The 23,496-nt window shown below is 65.9% G+C and carries 20 protein-coding genes; 4 read left to right on the forward strand and 16 right to left on the reverse strand.

Annotation, left to right across the window (positions count from 1 at the left end):
• The first annotated feature begins 4 nt into the window (after positions 1-4).
• Positions 5-577: a zf-HC2 domain-containing protein gene (locus tag ABW18_RS09850; protein WP_049698813.1), complete on the forward strand. Its 573-nt coding sequence runs from the start codon at positions 5-7 to the stop codon at positions 575-577.
• Between the two features lie 22 nt (positions 578-599).
• Here ABW18_RS09850 and ABW18_RS09855 read toward each other — a convergent pair whose 3' ends face one another.
• The 10 genes from ABW18_RS09855 to ABW18_RS09900 all read right to left on the reverse strand — a co-directional run bounded on the left by ABW18_RS09855 (position 600) and on the right by ABW18_RS09900 (position 11,974).
• Entirely contained in the window at positions 600-2,855 is a 2,256-nt protein-coding gene (locus ABW18_RS09855) for a heavy metal translocating P-type ATPase (protein WP_420841302.1), read from the reverse strand.
• A gap of 230 nt (positions 2,856-3,085) precedes the next feature.
• Complete coding sequence (locus tag ABW18_RS09860; RefSeq protein WP_049698814.1) at positions 3,086-3,793, reverse strand: vitamin K epoxide reductase family protein; 708 nt, start codon at positions 3,791-3,793, stop codon at positions 3,086-3,088.
• A gap of 40 nt (positions 3,794-3,833) precedes the next feature.
• A complete protein-coding gene (locus tag ABW18_RS09865; RefSeq protein ID WP_049698815.1) occupies positions 3,834-4,571 on the reverse strand; it encodes a DsbA family protein in 738 nt (245 codons plus the stop codon).
• Between the two features lie 169 nt (positions 4,572-4,740).
• Complete coding sequence (sigC, locus tag ABW18_RS09870) at positions 4,741-5,325, reverse strand: RNA polymerase sigma factor SigC (protein ID WP_049698816.1); 585 nt, start codon at positions 5,323-5,325, stop codon at positions 4,741-4,743.
• Positions 5,326-5,349: 24 nt separating this feature from the next.
• Positions 5,350-6,078 carry an aspartate/glutamate racemase family protein gene (locus tag ABW18_RS09875; protein ID WP_049698817.1) on the reverse strand — a complete coding sequence of 243 codons (729 nt, stop codon included), beginning with the start codon at positions 6,076-6,078 and terminating at the stop codon, positions 5,350-5,352.
• Between the two features lie 120 nt (positions 6,079-6,198).
• Complete coding sequence (locus ABW18_RS09880) at positions 6,199-7,857, reverse strand: NCS1 family nucleobase:cation symporter-1 (protein WP_049698818.1); 1,659 nt, start codon at positions 7,855-7,857, stop codon at positions 6,199-6,201.
• Between the two features lie 127 nt (positions 7,858-7,984).
• A complete protein-coding gene (locus tag ABW18_RS09885) occupies positions 7,985-8,713 on the reverse strand; it encodes a DUF1275 family protein (RefSeq protein WP_049698819.1) in 729 nt (242 codons plus the stop codon).
• A complete protein-coding gene (locus ABW18_RS09890) occupies positions 8,707-10,170 on the reverse strand; it encodes an amidase family protein (protein ID WP_049698820.1) in 1,464 nt (487 codons plus the stop codon). Before ABW18_RS09890 ends, ABW18_RS09885 begins: the two co-directional genes overlap by 7 nt.
• Complete coding sequence (locus tag ABW18_RS09895; protein WP_231894072.1) at positions 10,167-11,306, reverse strand: acetamidase/formamidase family protein; 1,140 nt, start codon at positions 11,304-11,306, stop codon at positions 10,167-10,169. Before ABW18_RS09895 ends, ABW18_RS09890 begins: the two co-directional genes overlap by 4 nt.
• Positions 11,303-11,974 carry a FadR/GntR family transcriptional regulator gene (locus ABW18_RS09900; RefSeq protein ID WP_049698821.1) on the reverse strand — a complete coding sequence of 224 codons (672 nt, stop codon included), beginning with the start codon at positions 11,972-11,974 and terminating at the stop codon, positions 11,303-11,305. The genes ABW18_RS09895 and ABW18_RS09900 overlap by 4 nt, the downstream gene beginning before the upstream one ends.
• Positions 11,975-12,129: 155 nt before the next feature.
• Between ABW18_RS09900 and ABW18_RS09905 the strand changes: the two genes are divergently transcribed.
• Together ABW18_RS09905 and ABW18_RS09910 are read left to right on the forward strand one after the other, a co-directional pair.
• Positions 12,130-13,386, forward strand: a complete 1,257-nt coding sequence (locus ABW18_RS09905) for an amidohydrolase family protein (RefSeq protein ID WP_049698822.1) — start codon at positions 12,130-12,132, stop codon at positions 13,384-13,386.
• Entirely contained in the window at positions 13,379-14,011 is a 633-nt protein-coding gene (locus ABW18_RS09910; protein WP_049698823.1) for a DUF1097 domain-containing protein, read from the forward strand. The genes ABW18_RS09905 and ABW18_RS09910 overlap by 8 nt, the downstream gene beginning before the upstream one ends.
• Here ABW18_RS09910 and ABW18_RS09915 read toward each other — a convergent pair.
• The 4 genes from ABW18_RS09915 to ABW18_RS09930 all read right to left on the reverse strand — a co-directional run bounded on the left by ABW18_RS09915 (position 13,982) and on the right by ABW18_RS09930 (position 19,133).
• Positions 13,982-14,692 carry a GntR family transcriptional regulator gene (locus tag ABW18_RS09915; RefSeq protein ID WP_197494452.1) on the reverse strand — a complete coding sequence of 237 codons (711 nt, stop codon included), beginning with the start codon at positions 14,690-14,692 and terminating at the stop codon, positions 13,982-13,984. The two genes, ABW18_RS09910 and ABW18_RS09915, sit on opposite strands and share 30 nt — an antisense overlap.
• Positions 14,685-16,733, reverse strand: a complete 2,049-nt coding sequence (locus ABW18_RS09920) for a S9 family peptidase (RefSeq protein WP_152930050.1) — start codon at positions 16,731-16,733, stop codon at positions 14,685-14,687. The genes ABW18_RS09915 and ABW18_RS09920 overlap by 8 nt, the downstream gene beginning before the upstream one ends.
• On the reverse strand, positions 16,730-18,532 hold the full coding sequence (locus tag ABW18_RS09925) for an N-acetylglutaminylglutamine amidotransferase (RefSeq protein ID WP_049698824.1): 1,803 nt from the start codon (positions 18,530-18,532) through the stop codon (positions 16,730-16,732). The genes ABW18_RS09920 and ABW18_RS09925 overlap by 4 nt, the downstream gene beginning before the upstream one ends.
• 79 nt (positions 18,533-18,611) lie before the next feature.
• Positions 18,612-19,133 (reverse strand): hotdog fold domain-containing protein, encoded by a 522-nt coding sequence (locus ABW18_RS09930; RefSeq protein ID WP_049698825.1) that lies wholly within the window; start codon positions 19,131-19,133, stop codon positions 18,612-18,614.
• A gap of 36 nt (positions 19,134-19,169) precedes the next feature.
• On the opposite strand from ABW18_RS09930, the gene ABW18_RS09935 reads away from it, so the two are divergent.
• The gene (locus ABW18_RS09935) at positions 19,170-20,732 is read left to right on the forward strand and encodes an anion permease (protein ID WP_049698826.1); all 1,563 of its coding nucleotides are present in this window, start codon (positions 19,170-19,172) and stop codon (positions 20,730-20,732) included.
• 3 nt (positions 20,733-20,735) lie between these two features.
• Here ABW18_RS09935 and ABW18_RS09940 read toward each other — a convergent pair whose 3' ends face one another.
• Positions 20,736-21,485: a succinate dehydrogenase/fumarate reductase iron-sulfur subunit gene (locus tag ABW18_RS09940; RefSeq protein WP_049698827.1), complete on the reverse strand. Its 750-nt coding sequence runs from the start codon at positions 21,483-21,485 to the stop codon at positions 20,736-20,738.
• 24 nt (positions 21,486-21,509) lie between these two features.
• Entirely contained in the window at positions 21,510-23,495 is a 1,986-nt protein-coding gene (locus ABW18_RS09945; RefSeq protein WP_049698828.1) for a fumarate reductase/succinate dehydrogenase flavoprotein subunit, read from the reverse strand.
• Position 23,496: the final 1 nt, after the last annotated feature.

The raw sequence follows: 23,496 nt of genomic DNA on the forward strand, positions 1-23,496 counted from the left end.
CACCATGCGATGTGAGGTGGCGCGGGAGTCGCTGTCGGCGCGAATCGACGGCGAGCGTGAGTCGGTACCCGCTGCGCGCGTCGATGAACACCTCGCTCAGTGCCCCGCATGCCAGCGCTGGTACAGCACCGCACAGGGCATGAACTTCGCGGCGGCCGACCTGGCGCCGGACCTCAGCACGACGATCCTCGAGGCGTCGCAGACATCCGAACCCGACGGCACACAGCGTCGTCGAAGCGCCGACGGCATCACGCGTCGTCGAAACGCCGACGAGATGAGCCGGGTGGTCGTTGCCCTCCACGCCGCGTCCGTCGCATGTGCTGTCGCCGCAGTCGTCTTGAGCGTCGGCTATCTCAGTGGCTCCGCGCCGCTGTGGTATCCCGTGGTGCAGATCGCGCTCGCGGTCGTGGCAATCGTGCTCGCCGTTGCCGCGCGGGTCAGTTCACGACGTCGTGGCCGGGCGGCAAGTCAGATCCCCAGTGCCGCAACGAATATCGACGACGCCGCTCGTGACTGCGACACGGCGTCGGACGTCACCGACCTTGCCGCGCTGCGCGCAAAGCGCAACGCGGGATAGCACCCGACACCGTGGACCGGCGCTACTTCCGCGCGCCGAAGTGCTGTAGTCGCAGGCTGTTGGAGACGACGAACAACGACGACAGGGCCATCGCCGCGCCCGCGATCAGCGGGTTGAGCACACCGGCCGCGGCGATCGGGATGGCCGCGACGTTGTAGCCGAACGCCCAGATGAGGTTGGTCCGGATCGTGCGCTGGGTGGCTCGCGCCAGGCTCAGCGCGGCGGGGGCGGCCCGCAGGTCGTCGCGCACCAGCACGACGTCGGCAGCGCCGATCGCGACGTCGGTGCCGCGACCGATCGCGACGCCGAGATCTGCGGTGGCCAGCGCGGGGCCGTCGTTGATGCCGTCGCCGACCATCGCCACCGAGTGCCCGGCCTCCTGCAGCTCGCGGATCGCGTCGACCTTGGCGTCGGGAAGCACCTCGGCGACCACGTCGGTGATACCGACCTCGTCGGCGACCGCGTGTGCGGCGCCGGAGTTGTCGCCGGTCAGCAGGACGGTGCGCATGCCTGCGGCCTGCAGCGCGGCGATGGCGGGTACGGCACTGGACTTCACGGTGTCGGCGACGGCGATCAGTCCGCTCAGTCGGCCGTCGACGGCCACGTAGATCACGGTCTCGCCCTTGGCTTCTGCGTCTCGTCGACGACGAGCGGTCGCCGCCGGAATCACGCCACCCGCGTCGTCCACCGACTGCGACACCCAGCGAGGTGACCCGACGGTGACCCGATGCCCGTCGACCGTTCCGACAACGCCACGTCCGGGTTCGGCGCGGAAGTCGGTGACCTCGAGGCGGTCCGTCTCGTCGACCGCGGCGACGATCGCTGAACCGACGGCATGCTCGGACGCGGATTCGACGGCACCCGCCAGCGCGAGTAGGCGCTCATCGGAGAGTTGCGCCTCGTCGTCGCTGTACACCTGCGTCACCGACAGTGCGCCCTCGGTGACGGTTCCGGTCTTGTCGAAGACGACGGTGTCGATGTAGCGGGAGGTATCGAGCGCCTGATAGCCCTTGAGGAAGATGCCCAACTGGGCACCGCGGCCGGTCGCGACCATGACGGCGATCGGCGTGGCGAGACCCAGGGCGCACGGACATGCGATGACCAGCACTGCCAGTCCCGCGGCGACCGCACGCTCGACGGGACCACCTGCGAGCAGCCACGCACCGACCGTCACCACGGCGATCGCGACGACGACCGGCACGAAGACACCGGCGACACGGTCGGCGAGGCGCTGGGCGTTGGCCTTACCGGTTTGAGCCTCCTCGACCAGACGCATCATGCCTGCGAACGCTGTATCGGGTCCGACGGCTGCGGCCTCGACGATCAGGCGTCCGTTGAGTGCGGTGGTTCCGCCGATCACCGGTTCACCCGGCTCGACGTCGACCGGCTTCGATTCGCCCGTCATCGCGCTCATGTCGACGGCGGCAGATCCCTCGATGACCAGGCCGTCGGTGCCGATCGTCTCGCCCGGACGGACGACGAAACGCTGGCCCTCCGACAGTTCACCCGCGGGGATGCGCATCTCGGTGCCGTCGCGCAGCAGGACCGAGACGTCCTTGGCGCCGAGCGCGGCCAATGCCCGCAGTGCGCCGCCCGCACGGGAGCGTGCTCGCGCCTCGAAATAGCGGCCGGCAAGGACGAGCACGGTGACGCCGGTCGCGACCTCGAGATAGATCGAGTCGGCGCTCCAGATGGCAGCCCACACACCCTGCGAAGCCGCCGATTCGGTGTCTGTCGCGAAGAACATCGAGTAGAGCGACCACCCGGCCGCGGCGAGAACACCCAGCGTGACAAGCGTTTCCATGGTCGCGTTGCCGGTGCGGAGATTCTTCGCCGCGACGCGGTAGAAGGGCCACGCGCACCACGTCAGGATCGGTAGCGCCAGCGCCAGGAGCAGCCACTGCCATCCCGTGAATCTCGTCGACGGCACGACGGCGAACACGATCGACAGGTCTGCGAGAGGGATGAAGAGGATCAGCGCGACGGCGAGTCGACGGAACAGGCGTTTGGCCTCGTCGCCATCGGTGTCGGGAATGGGGGTGGGAGTGTCGCTGCGGACGCTTGCGCCGTAACCGCTCGCGTCGACGACCTCGCACAGCGTGTCGGCGTTCACGTCGTTGGCGGCGTCGATCGTCGCGACGCGCGTTGCGTAGTTCACCGACGCCTTGACGCCGTCGACCTTGTTGAGCTTGCGCTCGACCCTCGCTGCGCACGCGCCGCAGGTCATACCCGTCACGTCGAGCTGGATTCGTTGCAGTGCGTTCCCGGCGTCGGCGATTCCTGCGTGGGCCGACTCGGGTTCTCCGGTCGAGCTCGTGCGGGATTCCAGCGTGGTCACATCGTCCTCGATCTCTTCGTCCGTATACGCGCGCCGCGGCGTCGGGGATGACCCGACCGTTTGCGACCACCCGTCTACGACGATCCGCCGGCCGCGCACGTACTCCTACAAGTATGTCGTCTGCGGGTGCCGGACAGTTCCCGAGGATTTTCCCGAAGGCGTCTACCGCGTCAGATCAGGGTCTGCCAGTAGTCCCAGAATTCGACGAGGATGGCGACGATCACGATGGCGTACCAGACGGGCAGCGCGACCCACAGCCAACCGCGAATCTCGCGGCCGCGTGGGCTGTCGCCGATGACACGGTTGATGCTCAGCACGAGAATGATCGGCACGACGACCCACACGACCAGGCAGTACGGGCACAACGCGTGGATCTTGTACAGCGCGGAGTATGCGAGGAAGTTGACGAACACGAAGCCCGCGAGGCTTCCGAGTGTCATGCCGAGCCAGTACCAGCGGGGGAGGGCGATCCCGGCTACGGCGAGCACGCCTGTGACGATGACCACCGCGAACGCCGCGATGCCGATCAGCGGGTTGGGGAACCCGAACAGACCCGCCTGCCAACTCTCCATGACCGAGCCACACGAGATGACCGGGTTGAGCGAGCAACTCGGCACGTAGTCGGGGTTCTGCAGAAGGTGAATCTTCTCGATGGCGAGCGTCGACGCCGCGACGAATCCGAGGACCCCGAGGATGAGTAGCACCCACCCGGTGGGTCGGCTCACGTGCACGAGGCCGGTCAGACCTCGTGAACCCGACTGTTCGCCGGTGTCGGACCGGGCGACCTCCGAGTCGGCGTCGGCGCGCGTTGCGTCGATTGACTCCTTGTCGGTGTCGACGGGGACGTGCGCGTTGTCGTCGGCGTGTGTCGTGCTCATGGTTGGTGCCTCGCGTATCGGGTGCGATGGTGTCGGTCGGCTACTGCTTGTTCGCTGCCTCGTTGACCGCTGCAATGAGGGCATCCGGGGTGCTGAGCTGGACCGGCTGTCCGTTGATCTTGATGGTCGGCGTCGAGTTGACTCCCGAGTTGAGCGCCTTCTGGGTGGTGTCCTTCACGAAGCCGCTGAACTGCTCGTCGCCGATGCACTGCTTGAGGTTTGTCGCTCCGACCTGCTTGGCGATCGAGTTGAGCTCATCGTTGGTCAGGCCGGGACCACCCTCTTCGGGCTGCTGGGCGTAGAGCGCGTTGTGGAACTTGATCCAGGTGTCGAAGTTGCCGTCACCTGCGGTCGATTGCGCGACGCACGCCGAGGCATTGGCTGCGCGTGACGAGTAATTGGTGGTCGACATCCGGTCGAGGATGGCGATCGGCATGTAGTCGACGGCAACCTTCGGATTGCTGCGGATCTGCTCCATGGCACCGGCGAACTGGGTCTCGAAGGAGCGGCAGGCGGGGCACTGGAAGTCCTCGACAACCGTCACCGTGACGGGCGGGGTGGTGCCCTTGGGTGCTGTGGTGACGCGGTAGGCGTTGTCGGTGGCGACGGTGACATTGCTCGACGATCCGGTGGCCGACTCGTTCGAGACGAGCACCCAGACGCCGATTCCGACGGCCAGGGCGACCAGCACTACGGCTGCACCGATCTTCATCAGCAGGGAACGGCGCTTCTCTGCCGCTCGCGGGTCAACGATCGGCTTGCGACGCTTGTCGGCCACAGGTCCCTCACATCTCTTTCGCTCGTCATCTGGGGTGAGGACCGACCACATCGTCGCGACACGAATGCGCCGATACGGCTGGATAACGGTCCGTCGCCGTTCTCAAGGGTACGCAAACCTGCCTGAGAAAAGGCATAAGGCTTAGGTCCTGACCGGCGTCGCCTGCAGGTCAGCTGGTGCGTTCACCCCGATGAGGAGTGTTGGCCGCGCCGATCAGCGCTTCGCGTGCGCGGGCGACGCGCGAACGCACCGTACCGACCGGGCAGCCGGTGACCTCGGCAGCCTCCTGGTACGACAGCCCGAGGACCTGCGTCAACACGAGAGCTTCACGTCGTTCCGGAGGTAGATCGTCGAGCAGGAGATTGACGTCGACGACGTCTTCCCACCCCGTCGAGCGCGGCTGCCGGGTATCCGCGGCGTCGATCCAGTCCACGCCGCCCGCGATGCGCGGACGCGACATTGCGCGGCGTACGTCGTCGGCGCAGACGCGTCGCGCGATGGCGAGGAGCCAGGTGCGGGCCGTCGAATTGCCCGCGAAGCGTGGAAGCGAGCGGATCGCCCTGAGGTAGGTCTCCTGCGTCAGGTCGTCGGCGACGCGGGGGTCGGCGAGATGTGCGACGAATCGCCAGACGTCACGCTGTGTCTCCCGCACGAACTGCTCGAGCGCCCGACGGTCGCCACGAGCTGCCGCGAAGGCCAGTTCGGTGACTTCAGCGTCGTGGTCGGACGCCGATCGATCGGCGGGGACGGTCATGGGGATCAACCCTAACCTGCGGGGTCATCGCGGATCGAGCTCGGGCGGCAGACCGCGGTACTCCTTGACCGGTGGTGCGGCGAACTCGCCGGACGCGGTACCCGTGTGCAGGCCCATCGCGGCCATCGCCGAGAGCATCCCGACACCGGCGGCGACGCCGTCGATGACGGGGACTCCGAGGTCGGCGGAGAGTTCGGCCGCGAGGTCGGCCATGCCCGCGCATCCGAGCACGATGGCGTCGGAACCGTCCGTCGCGAGCGCTTCACGGCATGCCTTCGCGAGGATCTCGGCGGTGTCGGGGTTGGTCTCGAGGTCGAGCACGGCGATCTCACACGCATGGATGCCGCGACACTGCGTGCTGAATCCGTAGTGCGCCACGAGATCTGCGGCTCGTCCGATCGTCCGGTGCAATGTGGTGACCACCGAGAACCCTCGGCCGAGCGGCGCGGCGAGATGCATTGCGGCCTCGGCGATCCCGAGGACCGGTGCCACAGCCAGTTCACGAGCGGCGTCGAGGCCGGGGTCGCCGAAGCACGCAACCAGATATCCGTCGGCGTCGGGGTTGGCGCTGATGGCCCGAAGTAGTCCCGGGACAGCGAGTGCCTCGTCGACGTGGCTCTCGATCGACGAGGGGCCGGCTTCGGAGGTGATCGCGACGATTTCGGCGTCCGGCCGTGCCACCGACCGTGCTGCGGCGGCGATCACCGCGGTCATCTCCGCGGTCGTGTTGGGGTTGATGACGCACAACTTCATCGGTGTGGTTGTCTCCCTTGCCTTCTCATGTGGCGTCGTTCTGAGGTGTTGACCAGAGCCTCGTGGCGACATCGCGATCCGCGCAGTTGCGTCGGATGCGGTGTCGCCACGAGGCGGGTGTCAGGATGCAGGTTCGGCCTCGGCGCTCGACGTCGAATCCGCTGTGTCCTTTGCTTCGGCGGCAGGGCTTGCCGTCGGCGAACCGGGAAGCATGGTGCCGTCGGCGGCGACCTCCATGTCGGTCGTGATGGTCGCTGCCGGGACGTGCATGCCGTGGAGGAAGTACGGCGAGGCCAACTTCATTCCGGCGTAGTAGAAGATGAAACCTGCTGCGGCGCCCATGAACCAGGTGAAGCTGGCCTCGTACGAGGTGCCCCAGATGACGAAGCAGATCGGGATGATCGATGCGAGCACCACCGAGATGACCGCAACCGGGTTCCAACCACCGCGGTAGTGGTAGGCGCCCTCGGGGCTCATGGTGAACAGGTCGTCGACGATGATCTTCTGCTTCTTCACGAGGTAGAAGTCAGCGATGAGAATGCCGAACAGTGGTCCGATCACGGCCCCGAGGGTGTCCATCGTGTAGTGAATTGCGCTCGGGTTGTTGAACAGATTCCACGGCGTGATGATGACCGAGCCGATCGCCGCGATCATGCCGCCCATGCGCCAGGAGATCTTGGTGGGCGCGACATTCGAGAAGTCGAATGCTGGGGAGACGAAGTTGGCGACGATGTTGATGCCGATGGTGGCGATCGCGAAGGTCAGTACGCCGAGAACGGCGGCCGTGGTGTTGTCGATTTGGTCGACGATGTGCACGGGGTCGGTGACGATCTTGCCGTCGGCGTCGCGACCGATCACGGTGGCGCCCGCCGAGACGGTGCACACGACGAGGATCGAGAAGAAGAGGAAGTTGACCGGGAGACCCCAGAAGTTGCCCTTCTTGACCTCGCCGAAGGTCTTGCCGTAGCGAGAGAAGTCGCCGAAGTTGAGCATCGGGCCCGAGAAGTAGGAGACCACGAGGGCGAATGCGCTGATCATCATCGTGATGGTCGGCCACGTTCCGCTGATACCGGAGCCCTCCGACAGATCGAAGTGCACATTGCTCCAGCCCGCCTTGGCGATCAGGTACACCGCGAGCGCGATCATCACGACGTAGACGGCAGGTCCGCAGAAGTCGATGAACTTGCGGATGGTGTCCATGCCGTTCCAGAAGACGAGCGCCTGCAGCACCCACATCACGACGAAGCCGGCCCAGCCGAGTAGTGACAGGCCGAGGAACGCGTGCGAACCGTTCTCGCCGTAGGGCTCGAGTGCCGGCCAGAATTTCAGCGCCAGCAAACCGAATGCCGTCGATGCCAGATATGTCTGAATTCCGTACCAGACAACGGCAATGGAGCCGCGGATGATTGCCGGGATATTGGCGCCCTTGACGCCGAAGCAGATTCGCGTGGTGACCGGGTACGGCACGCCGGCCTGCTGGGACGGCTTGGCCACCAGGTTGCAGAGTATGTTGACGGCGACGATGCCCACCAACAGTGAAACGAGCACCTGCCACGACGAGATGCCCAGTGCGAAAAGGCTTCCGGCGAATACGTACCCGCCGACGCTGTGCACGTCCGACATCCAGAACGCGAAGATGTTGTACCAGGTCCAGCTCTGCTCTTTCAGCGGAGCCAGATCCTCATTCGTCAATTGCTGGTCGTAGCCGACCTTGATGATGCTTTCGCCCGCCGCACTATGGTGCTCGGTGGCGATCTGCGCGTCGGATGAAGCGCTCATGATTCTCCTCGGGGCATTGGTGACATCGGAGTGGTCTCCGAAGTGCCTGAGTCGAAACTAAGAACCCTTTGTTACCCGACAATTAACACACAAATATATTCCGCGTCACACCGAATATATTCGCACGTCAGTCCGCATTGGCGGCGGAGTGCGTCGCGGAGCGGTGCCTTCGGCCGGTGGGCGAATCGTGGACGGCACCGACGACGGCGACCACGGCGATCACCACACCCGCGACGAGTAGTGCTGTGCCCATGTGGACGCGCATCAACACCACGCCGAGTGCCGCGCCCGCGATCAGCGAGATGACCGCGGCGGTGCGTCGACCTGTTCCACCGCCTTTGCCGGACCCGAAGAAGGAGTCGGCGGCGAGGCCGGTGATGGTCGAGGTCACGACGACGGTCGTCACGTCCTTGACGGCGACGGCGCGCGCCGCGGCGGCTTGAATGCCCATCGCGGTGGCCGCGATTGTCGTCACCGTGATCATCACCGCATGTTCGGGCTGGTCGCCGGAGATGAACAGCGTGATGGCCAAGGCGACCATCGTCGCGGAGACCGTTGCGAACAGGACCGTGGTGCCAAGCGTCCATCGACGCTCGGCGTGTCGCAGTGTGCGCCCACCGATAGCTGCACCAATCATGAAGCCCGCAAGGGCCATTGCGGGTCCGAGGATGGGCAGGCCGGAACCACCCGCGAGCGCCATGCCGAGGATCACCACGTTGCCGGTCATGTTGCCGGTGAAGACCTTGTCGAGGCCGAGATAGCCGACGGCGTCGTTGATGCCGGTGGTGAACGTGAGCGCCAGCATCAATGACAGGTGCATGCGTTCGGTGGGGATCGCGTGAATGCGGGTCAGCAACGCGAGAATCCTCCTTGATCGGGGGTGGCGGCGGGACTGGCGGACGCGAGTTCGATCGCCCGAGCGATGAGCGCGGTGTCGCTGCCGCGCGGACCGACGAGGCTGCGTCCGATGGGGCCATCCGACGTCTCGCGATCCGGGAACGTCACCGCGGGTCGACCGGTTGCCGCCGCGATCGCGGTCAGTTGCAGTGTGGCCGTTCGGGTCTTCTCGACCTCTGCGTCGGATGCCCAACGGCGGGGTGCGGCCGTTGCCGCTGCGGGAATGTCGAGGACATCATCGCCGAGTTGCTCGTCGAACTGCGCTGCGAGGGCCGCTAGTTCGTCAAGGGCCCGGGCGTCGTCGTCGGCATCGATGGCCGCAGCCACGGCGAAACGTGCGGCCGCTGATCCCTCGAGTGCACCTGGATGCGCGGTGATCCAGTCGCCGTGGACAGACCATGCCTGGAATGCCTGGTGTACGCGGAATGCCTCGGCAAGGCGGGCGAGTTCACCGTCGTCGATGTCGAGATCGTCGAGTGTCGGCATGCCGGAACCGATGTCGGTCGTCGACCGGGCGTCGAGCAGTGTCGTGGTCGCCAGTGCGAGAAGGTCGGGGTCGCGACTCAGCAGGCCGATGGTGTCGAAATCCGGTGCCAGCGCCAACAACCCGCGCGTGGAGATGGACCCGTGCGTGGAACGCAGGCCCCACAGCCCCTGATACGACGCGGGAGTGCGGATCGACCCGGCGGTGTCGGTCGCGAGCCCGAGGTCGGCGTCGCCGTGGGCTACCGCGCTTGCCGGGCCACTCGACGAGCCCCCGGGAAGCGCTGCCGGGACCGCGGCGTTGGGAGGTGTTCCGTAATGCTGGTTGTCGCCCGCCATCGAGTAGGCGAACTGGTCGGTGCGGGCGATGCCGCGAATGTGTGCACCCGAGTTCAGCAGCCGCGCAACGGCCGCGGAGTGCTCGGTTGCGGCCGGGACCGACCGTTCGTATGCGGGTACCCCGCCGCCGGTGGGGAAACCGGCAACTGCGAAAACATCTTTCACAGCGACCGTCGTTCCGGTCAGCGGTCCCGGTGCTGCCGCCTCGATGAGTGGATCGCCGACGACTCGCCACACCGTCGAATCGAATCCGCGACGCGGCGTGCTCGTGTGGACCGTGACGAGGCGCCAGGTCGCGTCGTGACGTCGCCACACCTGCGACTGCACGGCCCTGCCTCCTTCGGGAACGTCGTAGACGACGAGTGCGCTACCGAGATCGATTCCGCAACTCCAGGTATGGACGTCGATCAGGCTGCCGATGGCGTGTGTGAGCGCGCCCGAACGCAGGGTGTCGGCGACACCGTGGAGTACCCCGGGGCCTGCGACGCAGGTGATGTCGGTGCACAGAAACCGGTGCATGGCGCTGTGGTCGTCTGCTGCTGCCGCTGCCCAGAATCGACGTACGACGGCGTCGAGGTCGTCGGGTGCGGTCACTGCGCGAAATCCGATCGTCGAATCCGCGCGTGCACGCCCTTCACCAGGTCGACGACCTGAGAGATGTTGAAATCCGTTGCGGCGCTGAGATAGGCGAGGGCCTGCGCGGGTTCCATGCCGTACCGCACGCCCAGCAGCGAGATCGCGGAGCGCACGCAATTCTGCACGGCGACGTCGAGGTCGGGGTCGAGGCCCGTCGGAATCAGGAAGTCTCGGGTTTCGGCGATCGGTGCCACGAGTTCGCCGAAGCGCGCGGTCACGTCGGAGGCAGGGATCACGTCGAATCGGATGGTCGCCCGTAGTGACGCCTCGAGCGCGGTCAGCGCGACCTCGCCGTCGCCCTGCGCGAAGTGCGGATCACCGACATACGCCAGCGCGCCGGGAACCTGCACCGGCAGATAGAGGGTCGCACCCTCGGTCAGGAGCGTGAGGTCGAGGTTGCCGCCGTGCGGACCGGGCTGAATCGAGTTGAGTCGCACGTCGCCCGCGGCTGCCACACCCATGATGCCCAGGAACGGCGCAAGCGGAAAGCGCGCGGCCAGTTGTGGATTCGACGTCGACAGGGGTAGAACTCCGCGGGCATCGTCGCCCTCGCCCTCGACCGACACGAATGCGCTGTACGTCGCACCGCCGAGCGGGTACTCGCCAGGCAGTGAACCGCGACCGTGGCGATTCGACACGACGCCGTAGGGGACTCGACGCCTGGTCTCCACGACGGTCATCGCCAGAAGATCGCCCGGCTGCGCTCCACGCACCTCGATTGGCCCGGTCACGACATGCGGTCCGTCGACGCCCTGGACATGCGTGCGGTCGGAGGCGCACAGGGCGACTGCCTCGTCGAGCACCATGTCGGGGTCGACGCCGTGCGTACCGAAGAAGGCGCGGGGATCACGACCCTGGTCGGAAAGGATGCCTTCGTGGCTGAGGGTGTCGATGGTGACGCTGGTGCCCGGGTCGATCGACATGATGGCGGTGTCGGCCGCGCAGGGCAGATCGCCCCAGAACACGTCGTCGGGTCGGCAGTCGAGGTAGTCATCGCCGATGATCGGGCCTGAACCCGCTGGGAGGATGACGTTCTCACTCGCGGCGTGCACGGTCCCGGTTTTCTGCATAGTCCCGGCTTTCTGAATCGTCACTGATTGCTCCGTTCGACGAGTCGGACGACCTCTTCGAGGTGTGCGGTCATGGCTGCGACCGCCTGGTGGTGGTCGTTGGCGCGTACGGCCTCGAGGATGTCGCGGTGGCCGTTGTAGGAGTTGCGTCGACCTTCGCGGGTGGCGTGCGAGCGCGCGCGGACCGTCTGGACCCACCCCGCACTGAGTTGGCAGAGCGACACCAGCAGCGGGTTGCGTGCTGCTCGAGCGAGTTGCATGTGGAAGGCGACATCCTGGGCGAGTGATTCGGTGGGGTTGAGGCCCGTGTGGGTCGACGCCAGGATGGATTCGAGCGCAACGAGATCCGACGCTGTTGCCCGGTCGGCGGCGAGTCCCGCGACCTGGGGTTCGATCAGCATGCGCAGTTCGGCGACGTGATCTTCCTCCGCGTCGTCGCTCATCGTCTCCAACAGCGCAGTGGCGTTGGCCGAGCGTCGCGCGACGACTGTTCCGCGACCGGGTGTCCTGGTGACGAGCCTGCGCTGCTCGAGGTCGCTGAGTGCCTCGCGGATCGTGGTGCGGGAGACCTCGAGGTTCTCGGCGAGTACGCGCTCGGGCGGCAACTTGTCGCCGGGAGAGAGGTCGTCGACCACCATTTTCTCCAGGTAGGCGGCAGTGCTGGCACTGAGTGTGTGTCCGCGACGCAGCATGCGCTCTCCTTCTTTCAGTCGAACTTGGTCTCTTGGTATGACCAACTTTAACCGATGCGTTACGACTCGTGCAGTGCGAGGAAACAACTCCGATCGAAGGTGGAGACAGATCTTGACGCCGATCGACGCGGCGTCGAACACCGAAGGAGCGACCAATGGACCTGGTTCTGCGCGACGTACGGTTGTCTGACGATGCCCCACTCGTCGACATCGAGATCGACGACGGGCACATCCGCGAGATCTGTTCGCAGAGCACGGCTGAGGCGGACGAGACAATCGAATGTGCGGGCCGCGTGGTGATTCCGGGCTTGATCGAGTCGCACATGCACCTCGACAAGGCGCTCCTCGACAAGGAGGAACCCAACCGCGACGGCACGCTCGCGGGCGCGATTGCAGTAACCGGCGCGCTCAAGAGTCGATTCACCCCGGACGCCGTCGCCGCCCGTGCGCGGCAGGTGATCGATCAGGCGATCATCAACGGCACCAGTCTGATTCGAGCGCATCCCGATGTCGACCCGATCATCGGGTTGCTCGGCGTCGAGGTACTGCTCGAACTGCGCGACGAGTATCGCGGGCGCATCGATCTGCAGATCGTCGCCTTCCCGCAAGAGGGAATTCTCAAGGCGCCGGGCACCATCGACCTGATGCGCGAGGCACTGCGGCGCGGTGCCGACGTGGTGGGTGGGTGTACGTACAACGAAGCCGACGTCGTCGACTGTCACCGCCACATCGATATGGTCTTCGACCTCGCCGAGGAGTTCGGGGTGAGAGTCGACATGCACGCCGACTTCGCCGACGACGCTTCCGATCCGCGTTTCGGTCTGGCCGCACGGATAGCCGAGGTCACCGCAGCACGCGGTATGGCGGGGCGAGTCGCGGTGGGGCACATGACATCGTTGGCTGGCCTACCCGCCGGTGAACGTCGCGCCGTGCTCGCCGACCTCGCGGCGGCGGGAGTCGCGGTGGTTCCCCTGCCCGCGACCGACATTCACCTCGGCGGGCGCACCGACACCCACAACATTCGACGAGGTGTGGTTCCGGTGCGCGATCTGTGGGACGCGGGTGTGCAATGCGCCTTCTCGTCGAACAACGTGCGTAACGCCTTCACGCCCTACGGAAATGCTGACCTACTCGACATCGGCCTGTTTCTCGCGCAGGTCTCGCATCTGTCCGGTCCCGACGACCTCGCCAGGGTGCTGACCATGGCCACCTACTCCGCCGCCGACATCGTCGGTATCGCGGATAGGTACGGAATCGCGCCGGGCCGAAGGGCGGATCTCGTTGTGCTGTCGACCCACAGCGTCGCCGACGCGCTGCTCGATCGGCCGGACCGCTGCTTCGTCATCAAAGACGGGCGCATCGTCGCCCGTACCACCCGTACCACCGAACTGCTGGAGGTTGTCCATGCGTGACCGCATTCCCCACGAGATCGTTGCATCCATCCTCGCGGGCCTGACCGCGTTCATCGGCGGGACCGCGCTCAACCTACCGCCGTGGGCGATCTTCATCGGTTGGGCCGGAACGTTTTTGCTCGGCGGTCCGTCCTGGGCGAACGCCAGGCGCTTGTGGCTGACCATGCCGGTTGGGTCGACGTTCGCACTCGTCATCGTGCTCATCGATACGCACATCGGCACGATCGCCGGGGAGGGGCGGTTTGCGCAGAACCTCGTGCTTGCGGTGATCATCTTCGTGGTCAACTCGGCGTTGATGTTCTCCGGGAGGATCGGGGCGCTCGCGTTGATCCCGGGCATGTTCCTCGGCTTCGCCTCGTACTTTGCGACCTTCTTCGGTGGATTCGGGTTCGACGCGGGAAATCCCTGGGCCGCATGGGTATCGGTCGTCGCGATGAACTTCTTGGGACCGGTGTTCGCGTATCTGTCGGTACGCCTTGCCTTTCCGCGCGAGGTCTCTTCCGGCCACGTCGCGTCGGCAACCTCCGACATCTCCGTCGCGGCATCCGGTCATGAGGCGGACACCGAAGCCGAGCCGACGTCCCGGAATGTTCCGTCAGGCGAGGTCCGGTCGCACGCCGAGTGATTCGCTTGTCTCGATGATCGCTTCCTCGAGCCTGGCGTGATGAACGCTCGCGGCGGCAAGGACGGCCGACGTGTCGCGGGCGGTGAAGGCGGCGAGCAGGTCGGCGTGGTCGGAGTTCAGCTTCGCCTGGGTCGGGGCGTCGACGGAGCGCATCACCTGGAACGGTTCGGTGAGGTTCCACGTCGCGTCGAACATGTTGAGCAGGCGCGGCATCTCGCAGGGGGCGGTCAGCGTGGTGTGGAACCGCCGTGACACGTCGTGAAATGCCTTGCCGTCGTTGAACTTCGTCGCAGTCAGCAGTTCCTGGTGAAACTCGGTGGCCGCTGCGATCTGCGCGTCGGTGATGTTCGAGACGGACCGGGCGAGAGCGGCCTGTTCGAGAACTCCGCGAACGAAGTAGATCTCCTTGAGTTCGGCAAGGGACAGTTGGCTGACGTGGTATCCAGAATTACGCTGGTGATCGACAAGCCCCTCGCCGACAAGGGTTTTCAGTGCTTCACGGACGGGGATCGCGCTGACTCCGAACGCGTCGGCGATGTCGGCGGGCATGATCTGAGTGCCGGGAGGCGCCCCTCCGGAAAGAATGAGTCGACGCATCTCCTCGAGCACGTTTGCGCGGTCGTTACCCGACCGGGTCTCAGCAAGCTGGACGAGTAGGCGGTTGGTCATCTTGCTACTCATGGTGCACGTGCCCCTGCTTGCGGTCACGAACTTCGTGATGTGCCGCCGCCGCAGACGGGTGACGCGTGATCCATTGCGCCACAGCCTCGGTGAGCCGCTGCTGATTATGGCGCTTGACGATCTCGTGGCCCTCGTCGTCGAACATCAGGAGCTCGGCGATCCCGCCACGGGCACGCAATTCGTCGACCATCTGCTGGGATTCGCTGACCGGCACGTTGGTGTCGTGTGCGCCGTGGACCACCAGCAGCGGCGCGGTGATGTCGTCGATGCGGTGGATCGGTGAGAGATCGCGGAGTAGTTCGCGATCGGATTCGGGGTGCCCGTACTTGGTGTACGCCGCGACGGCGATCCACGGTTCGGTGTTCCGGAAGAACGACTCGAGATCGCTCATGCCGCAGATTGCGATGCCCGCGGCGAACACCTCGGGATGAAAGGTCAACGCCGCCAACGTGAGGTAACCGCCATACGAGCGGCCGGAGACGTAGAGGCGGTCGGGGTCGGCAACGCCGGACGAACACATGTGTGCCGCGCAATCGGCTGCGTCGTCGATGCCCGCATAACGGCCGTACCGGTCGTCGGCGTGAGAGAAAAGGCGACCGTAACCCGACGACCCGCGCACGTTGGGTGCGAACACCGATATTCCGGCGTCGACCAGTGGCCCGAACAAGAACTGGTAGTCGGGGCGGGTTTCGGCCTCGGGACCTCCGTGAAAGTACAGCAGGCATGGAGGTGGGCCCGCATCGGTACTCTTCGCGCGATACAGCCATCCGGACAACGGCATTCCGTCACGCGCGGAGAACTCGCGGTATTCCGGACGCAACGCCGACGACGGGCCGGTGCCTGTGATCACGTCGTCGCGGATCGGCGTCACCGACGATGTCGGCGTGTGCACGAGGTGTACGAGCGGCGAGTGCTGTGGGCACGAAATCGTCAGCGCGACAATGGTTCCGGCAGCACTGATCGACAGATCCGACGCGACGTCGCCGGGTAGCGGGATCGGATCGTGCAAGGTCTGATCCGGCAGCGTGAGAATCTGCAGCTCGCTTCGGCCACCCACGTTCCAGAGCATCGCGACTGTCGACTGGTCGTTGCTGACCGCGAACTCGTCGAGTCCTGCGCCCGCGCGCTGGGCGAGGACGCGGAAACGTTTGCCGGTCTTGGAGACCTCGACGCCGAGCAGGCGGGGGAACTTGGCGTCGAAATCGCTCGTGACCAAAGCCTGCACGCTGTCGAGATCGCGACTGGAATCCTGTGGGGGACCGACGAAGACGAGTGAAGGGTGGTCGAATCCCTGGTCGAGGATATAACCCTGGTCGGTCACCGAGCCGGGATCGTTGGGCAGGATGGTCGACATCGACATCTCGTCCGAATCGGCCGCGTCCTCAGCCTCGTTACGGCGGAGCAGCAGCATGTCGCGGAATCCGCGAGGGCCGACACGCAGGAGCGCCGCGCCCTTCCACGAGTCGATCAGCGCGCCGCCGACGCGGACGTCGAGTATCTCGGTCGCGCCCGTACCGGGATGTGCGCGAACCGAATACGCCGTGCCGTCGGGGGTCGTCGCGGTGATCAACACCCAATCGGTGTCCCAACCCACGAGTGAGACCGTGCCGAACGAACGTCGTGAACCGAGCGTCGCCCTGTTCGACCAATCGGATTCGGTCTCCTGACGGTTGCTGCCGATGCGATGCGACCTGTTGTCGTCGGGATCGGTGGTGACAACCCAGACCTGGTGGTGCTCACCGCCACTCGGCGCCAACTCGACGGCGAGCCATTCGCCGTCCATCGAGTGCACGAGCTTGCGGACGGGACCGGTTGCGGGGACGCTCACCCAGCGCAGCTCGCCGACACCCTCGGGCGACAACACACGTTGTGCCGCACGCGGATAGCCCGCGCCGTCGTCGACGATATAGGCGAACGCCCTGCCGTCCGGCGAGACCGACGGCCCGTAGGTGTGCCACCCACGATCGTCGAAGTTGACGAGAGTCGTCGCGTCGGCCTGCTCGTCGACGATTCCGGTGTCGGTGATGTCGTCCGCGCTCACCGTGGCGTGATGTCTTCCATGGCCTGCAGCCACATTTCGAGTACGGCGAGCTGCCACAGCTCGTTGGAATCGAGCGTGGTGCGCGTGCCGTTGGGATCGGCAAACAACCGGTCGAGGGTCTCCGGTCGATACAGCGCGCGGTCCTTCGCCGACTGCGCGCGCAGGGTATCGGTGACCAGATCGAGCACTCCGCCCTCGAGGTGGCGAATGCCGGGGACGGGGAAGTATCCCTTGGTGCGGTCGATCACCGCTGCGGGCAACAACTTTCGAGATGCCTCCTTGAGGACACCCTTGCCGCTCGGATTCAGCTTGAGGTCGGGCGGGCATGTCGCGGCGAGCTCGACGAATTGGTGATCGAGGAACGGCACGCGCGCCTCGAGGCCCCACGCCATCGTCATGGTGTCGACTCGTTTCACCGGGTCGTCGACCAGCATCACCGTCGTGTCGAGACGCAACGCGGCGTCGACGGCCGAATCCGCACCGGGAGCGGACTGGTGTGCGAGGGCGAATTCCCAACTGGGGTCGTAGTTGCTGTCGCCGAGCAGGTACTGATCGTTGAGCAGCGCCAGGACGTCGGCATGCGAGCGGTCGAAGAAGACCTCGCGGTAGGCCTTGGTGGTCTCTTCGCGTGCGATCCCCTGCAGCGGGGGATACCACGAGTAACCGCCGAGGATCTCGTCGGCGCCCTGCCCCGACTGCACGACCTTGATCGACTTGCTGACCTCCTGCGAGAGGAGATAGAACGCGACGCAGTCGTGGCTGATCATGGGCTCGCTCATGGCCGCGATGGTGTCGGGGACGGCGGGCAGGAGGCGATCGGTGCCGATGTGGATCTTGTGGTGGTCGGTGCCGAACGTCTCGGCGACGAGGTCGGAGTAGGCGTACTCGTCGCCCGATTCGCCTCCCGCGGAATCGAATCCGATGCTGAACGTCGCGAGATCCTTCTGCCCCTGCTCGGCGAGAAGTGCCACGACCAACGACGAATCGATTCCGCCGGAGAGCAGCACGCCGACCGGAACGTCGGCGACCATGCGACGTCGAACCGAGGTGCGCAGCGAATCCATCAGTTCGTCCTGCCAGCGCACCGCGTCCCAGTCGGCACGGCTGGGATCGGGCGCGAAAACCGGTTCCCAATAACGACGTTCGGTGCTGCGTCCGTCGGGTTGAATGACGCGCACTGTGGCGGGCGGCAATTTGCGCACGCCATTGTAGATGGTGTGGGGTGCGGGAACCACCGCGTGGAAGCTGAAATAGTGATGCAGCGCAACGCGATCGAGCGACGTGTCGACATCACCGGCGCGCAGCAGTGCCTGCAGCGACGACGCGAAGCGTAGACGTCCAGGAGTCTCCGACAGATAGAGCGGTTTGATCCCCAGCCGGTCGCGCGCGAGGGTCACCACACCGGAATCGGTGTCGACGACGGCGAAGGCGAACATCCCGATGAGGTGATCGACGCAGTCGGTGCCCCAGGCGTGGAACGCCTTGATGATCACCTCACTGTCGGCGTGGGAGAAGAAGCGGTAGCCCTTGCCCTCGAGTTCTGCGCGCAGTTCCTTGTAGTTGTAGATGCAGCCGTTGAACACCATTGCGAGGCCGAGTTCGGAGTCGACCATCGGCTGCGCGCCGCGCTCCGACAGGTCGATGATCTTGAGTCGTCGATGCCCGAGAGCCACCGACCCTTTCACGAACAGTCCTGAACCGTCGGGACCGCGACGGGTCATCGAGCAGGTCATGGTGTCGACGGCAGAGGCGTCGGGCGCCGAGCCGTCGAACCGGATTTCACCGCAGATGCCACACATATAGTCAGTCCTCTCGGTTGCTTGACTTGTTCAGCCTAGGAGTTTCGTCATGGCCCGGCAGGGCAAGTGGAGCGCCAGGTCACGCGGTCGGCGTCACCCAGGTGGTGATCTCGCAGTGAACGACCTCGACGCCGTGCGTGTCGGTGATCGAGATGGACACCACCACATCGCGTCCGGAGTCGATGACAGCGAAGTCGACGGGTTCGGCGAGTGTGGCGACGGCTGACAGGCGGGTGGTCGCCTTCGTCAGGTAGTCGGCGGTCATCCCCTTCGGAATCCATCGATGCGTCGTCGGTGTCGTCGCCTCCATCAGCATGCCCATCGCGACCTCGGCGAGGTTACATGCCGCGATGGCATGGAAGGTGTGGATGTGGTTGTAGACGCCGAACCACTTGGGTGCTGTGACCCTGCAGTATCCGGGCCGCATCTCGTCGACGTAGGGGAGGATCGTGCCGAAGTACGGCACCCGCACCGACATCCCGAGGGAGAAGAGTGCCTTTCCGAGCCCGTTGTCGGGCAGTTTTCGGCGCAGCGCGTAGGTGGGCGAAAGAGAAGGGCGCGTCGCGGGCGTTGGCGTAGATGACGATTTGGCGTCGGACATTGCCCGGATGCTACTCGGGCGAGGAACCTTGATGAGGTGACGCCTCCTTCCGAGAAGGACCCACCGCCCTCAGACCACCCGGATTCGACCGACAAGCCCAGTTCGACCGACCAGTCCGATTCCCCAGACCAGCCCAGTACCAGCGACCAGCCCGATTCGACCGACCACGCCGAACACCCGCACCACTTCCATCTCAGCCCGACCTGGTGGCGCGGTGGCATTCCACTGATCGTCGGCGTGATCATCTACTTCATCCCGGCTCCGGCCGGCGTCGACGCCAACGGCATGCACATGCTCGGGATCTTCGTCGCGACGATCCTGGGACTGATCCTGCAGCCGCTGCCGACGGGTTCGGTGGCGATCATCGGGCTCGCGCTGGCGATGGTCACCAAGACGATGACGCCCAAAGAGGCGCTCGCGGGCTTCTCGAACACGACCATCTGGCTCATCGTCGCGTCGTTCTTCATCGCCGAGGCGTTCATCGTCACGGGTCTCGGGCGTCGGGTTGCGCTGATCTTCGTGCGCGCAATAGGCAAGTCGAGTCTCGGGTTGGCGTACGGGATGGGGATCGCCGATCTCATCCTTGCTCCCGCGACGCCGTCGAACACCGCACGCGCGGGCGGAGTGATCTACCCGATCGTGCGATCGCTCGCCGAACTCGTCGACTCGACGCCGAAGACCGACGCCTCGCGGCGCAAGCTCGGCGCCTACCTGATGCTGACGGCGCTGCAGGTCAACGTGGTCACCTCCGCCATGTTCCTCACCGCGATGGCGGGCAATCCGCTGGCCCAGGAGGCCGCGGAGAAGATGAAGATCGAGATCACCTGGGGCAACTGGGCACTCGCCGCGATCGTTCCCGGTCTCGTCAGCCTCATCGCGACGCCGTGGGTGATGTCGAAGATCTACGCGCCGACGCTCAAGAAGACACCGGAGGCCCCCGCCCTCGCGCGCGACGAACTGAAGAAGAGTGGCTCGATGTCGCGCAACGAGTGGATTCTCGCCGCCACGTTCGTGCTGCTGCTCATCCTGTGGTGTCTTGGCAAACAACTGAACGTCGACGCCACGACCACCGCCTTCGCGGGCATCGCGATTCTTCTCGTCACCGGCGTGCTGACGTGGAAGGACATCGTCACCGACACCGGAGCGTGGCAGACGCTGATCTTCTTCGGTGTGCTTGTCGCGATGGCCGACGAACTCCGCAAGCTCAAGGTGATCGACTGGGTCGGCGACAAGGTGGCCTCCAGCGTCGACGGCCTGCCGTGGCTGGTGGCGTTCGCCGTCCTCACGCTCGTCTACTTCTACGTGCACTATCTGTTCGCGTCGAACACCGCGCAGATCGTCGCGATGTATGCCGTGTTCCTCGGTGCGGCGGTCGCCACCGGAGCGCCGCCGCTGTTCAGTGCGCTGGTCTTCGGTTTCATCGGCAGCCTGTTCGGCGGATTGGCCCACTACTCGTCCGGTCCGGCCGGTGTCATGTACGGGTCGGGCTACATCAAGACCAGTGAGTGGTTCCGCGTCGGCTTCCTGATGTCGGTGGTCAACATCATCATCTGGACCGCGATCGGCGCGCCGTGGATGAAGCTCATCGGGATCTGGTGACGCTCAATTCGCCTTGCGGCGCAATCCGAATCGCAACGCCTCGCGGTTGACCCCGGCGACGGCGTCGAGCGGAATCCCGGCCGGGCAGACGTCTGCGCACTCCCCGTAGGTGGAGCACGGGCCGAAGTCCTGTTCCATCTGCCCGGTGATCGCGTGCGCCCGCCTGCCACGCTCCTGTTTGCTCTGGGTCAGCGCGGCCAGATGGAGTAGTTTGGCGCCCGCGAACAGGTGCGCGGCACCGTTGGGGCAGGCGGCAACACACGCGCCGCAGCCGATGCAGGCCGCGTAGTCGAGGGCCTTCTCGCTGGTGTTGTGGTCGACGAGTTCGGCGTCGGCGTCGGGGGCCTGACCCGCCGCAACCGCGACGTGCCCGCCGGCTTCGATCACCCTGTCGAGTGCGGACCGGTCGACGACGAGGTCGCGGATGACCGGAAAACTGCTCGCGCGCAAGGGTTCCAGGCGCAGGTGCGTCGCGCCGTCGAAGTGTCGGAGGTGTTGCCGACACGACGGCGTGTTGGGTGTCGGACCATGCGGGCGCCCGTTCACCATCATCCCGCAGGCGCCGCACACGCCTTCGCGACAGTCGGAGTCGAAGGCGATGGGTTGCTCGCCCGCGTCGACGAGATGATCGTTGAGGCGGTCGAGGACGTCGAGCAGTGACATCTCGGCTGTCGCGTCGTCGACCACGTAAGTCTCGAAACGCCCGTCGTCGTCGGCGTCGGCCTGCCGCCAGGCTTCGATGGTGATTCTCATGCCGGCATCCTCACTGATCAAGTCTCACTTGTAGTTTCGTGTCTGCAACGGCACCGCACTGAACTCGAGTGGTTCGCGGTGGCGGATCTGCTCCCCGGTCGGCGTGGTCTCCCACGCGGAGGCGAAGGTCCAATGCTCGTCGTCGCGCAGCGCCTCGCCCTGCGCGGTCTGGTGTTCGACGCGGAAGTGCGCGCCGCACGACTCGTCGCGATCGAGCGCGTCGAGGCACATCAGTTCTGCGAGTTCCATGAAATCGGCGACGCGGCCCGCCCGTTCGAGTTCCTGATTGAACTGCGCGCCGCTGCCGACAACCCGTACGTCGGACCAGAATTCGTCGCGCAGCTCGCGGATCTCGGCGATGGCCGTCGTCAACGAGTCGGCGCTGCGCATGACGCCGCAGCCGCGATAGAGGATCTCGCCGAGCCTGCGGTGGAAGCGGTCGGGGCCGGTGGTTCCGTCGACCGCGATCAGCCGGGATATCCGATCACGCACCGATGTGACCGCGTGCTGCACAGCCTCGTGATCGAGTGGCAGCGGTTCGTCTCCGAGCAGGGGCGCAAGGTAATTCGGCACCGAGTAGGGCAGGGTGAACCAGCCGTCGACGCATGCCGACAGCAGCGAGTTGGCGCCGAGGCGGTTGGCGCCGTGATAGCCCCACCCCACCTCTCCGCCGACGAAAAGACCTGGGATCGACGACATCTGGTCGAAGTCCGACCAGAGGCCGCCCATGGTGAAGTGAGCCGCAGGCGCGATACGCATCGGGACTTCGTAGGGGTCTTCGCCGGTGGCGTCGCGGTACATCGAGAAGAGATTGCCGTAGCGCTCGGAGATGGTCGATTTGCCAAGGCGCGCAAGGGCGTCGGCGAAGTCGAGGTAGACGCTGTTGTGCAGGGGCCCGACTCCGTGCCCGCCGTTGATCTCGGTCACGGCCGCCCGCGATGCGACGTCGCGCGGGGTGAGGTTGCCGTAGGCGGGGTAGCGGCGTTCGAGGTAGTAGTCGCGCTCTGCGTCGGGGATGTCGCCGGGCGGGCGGTCGTCGTGCTCCTTCTTCGGAACCCAGATGCGGCCGTCGTTGCGTAGCGACTCGCTCATCAACGTCGTCTTGGACTGCCACTCCGCGCTCACCGGCAGCGCGGTGGGGTGGAACTGGATGAACGACGGCGATGCCAGCAGCGCACCACGACGATGGGCACGCCACGACGCCGTCGCGTTGCAGTTGCGCGCGAGCGTCGACTGGAAGTAGACGGTGCCGTACCCGCCGGTCGCGAGCACGACGGCGTGCGCGGTCTGCGCGGTGATCTCGCCGGTCACCAGGTCGCGGACGACGATGCCCTGTGCGCGGCCGTCCGCCACGATCAGATCGAGCATCTCCTGGCGGGTGTGGAGGGTGACGGTGCCCGCCGCGACCTGTCGGAGCAACGCCTGCGACGCCGCGACCTGCAACTGCTGGCCGGTCTGGCCGCGCGTGTAGTAGGTGCGCGACACCTGCACCCCGCCGAAGCTGCGGGTGGCCAACGATCCGCCGTACTCGCGGGCAAAGGGCGCGCCGATGGCGTTGAGGTGATCGATGACCCGCACCGACTCCTCCGCGAGGCGGAAGGCGTCGGCCTCGCGGCCACGGAAATCGCCACCCTTGACGGTGTCGACGACAAATCGGTGCACCGAGTCGTTGTCGACCTTGCGTGCGCGGGCGGCATTGATGCCGCCCTGCGCGGCGACGCTGTGGGCTCGCCGCGGGGCGTCGTGGAAGGTGAACGACGACACGTTGTAGCCGAGTTCGCCCAGAGCTGCGGCACATCCGGCTCCGGCCAGGCCGGTACCCACCACGATCACGGTGAACTTGCGCCGATTGAGCGGGCCGACGAGCTTGTAGGCGTCGCGTCGACGCTGCCACGCGGTTGCCGGGTCGCCGTCGGGGACTCCGCCGGTCAGGTCGGTGCCGATGCGGCGGAGGTCGTCGAGGTCGGCCTCGAGATCAGACGTCGCGGCGTCGGGTGCGGTGTGCGTCATC

It is taken from the genome of Gordonia jacobaea (assembly GCF_001186365.1).
GTDB lineage: Bacteria > Actinomycetota > Actinomycetes > Mycobacteriales > Mycobacteriaceae > Gordonia > Gordonia jacobaea.

What these genes read in the sequence shown, in the direction of transcription:
- ABW18_RS09850 (WP_049698813.1), top strand. Translation starts at nt 5, where the DNA reads ATGCGATGTGAGGTGGCGCGGGAGTCGCTGTCGGCGCGAATCGACGGC.
- ABW18_RS09860 (WP_049698814.1), bottom strand. Translation starts at nt 3,793, where the DNA reads ATGAGCACGACACACGCCGACGACAACGCGCACGTCCCCGTCGACACC.
- sigC (WP_049698816.1), bottom strand. Translation starts at nt 5,325, where the DNA reads ATGACCGTCCCCGCCGATCGATCGGCGTCCGACCACGACGCTGAAGTC.
- ABW18_RS09875 (WP_049698817.1), bottom strand. Translation starts at nt 6,078, where the DNA reads ATGAAGTTGTGCGTCATCAACCCCAACACGACCGCGGAGATGACCGCG.
- ABW18_RS09880 (WP_049698818.1), bottom strand. Translation starts at nt 7,857, where the DNA reads ATGAGCGCTTCATCCGACGCGCAGATCGCCACCGAGCACCATAGTGCG.
- ABW18_RS09900 (WP_049698821.1), bottom strand. Translation starts at nt 11,974, where the DNA reads ATGCTGCGTCGCGGACACACACTCAGTGCCAGCACTGCCGCCTACCTG.
- ABW18_RS09905 (WP_049698822.1), top strand. Translation starts at nt 12,130, where the DNA reads ATGGACCTGGTTCTGCGCGACGTACGGTTGTCTGACGATGCCCCACTC.
- ABW18_RS09910 (WP_049698823.1), top strand. Translation starts at nt 13,379, where the DNA reads ATGCGTGACCGCATTCCCCACGAGATCGTTGCATCCATCCTCGCGGGC.
- ABW18_RS09915 (WP_197494452.1), bottom strand. Translation starts at nt 14,692, where the DNA reads ATGAGTAGCAAGATGACCAACCGCCTACTCGTCCAGCTTGCTGAGACC.
- ABW18_RS09925 (WP_049698824.1), bottom strand. Translation starts at nt 18,532, where the DNA reads ATGTGTGGCATCTGCGGTGAAATCCGGTTCGACGGCTCGGCGCCCGAC.
- ABW18_RS09930 (WP_049698825.1), bottom strand. Translation starts at nt 19,133, where the DNA reads ATGTCCGACGCCAAATCGTCATCTACGCCAACGCCCGCGACGCGCCCT.
- ABW18_RS09940 (WP_049698827.1), bottom strand. Translation starts at nt 21,485, where the DNA reads ATGAGAATCACCATCGAAGCCTGGCGGCAGGCCGACGCCGACGACGAC.
- ABW18_RS09945 (WP_049698828.1), bottom strand. Translation starts at nt 23,495, where the DNA reads ATGACGCACACCGCACCCGACGCCGCGACGTCTGATCTCGAGGCCGAC.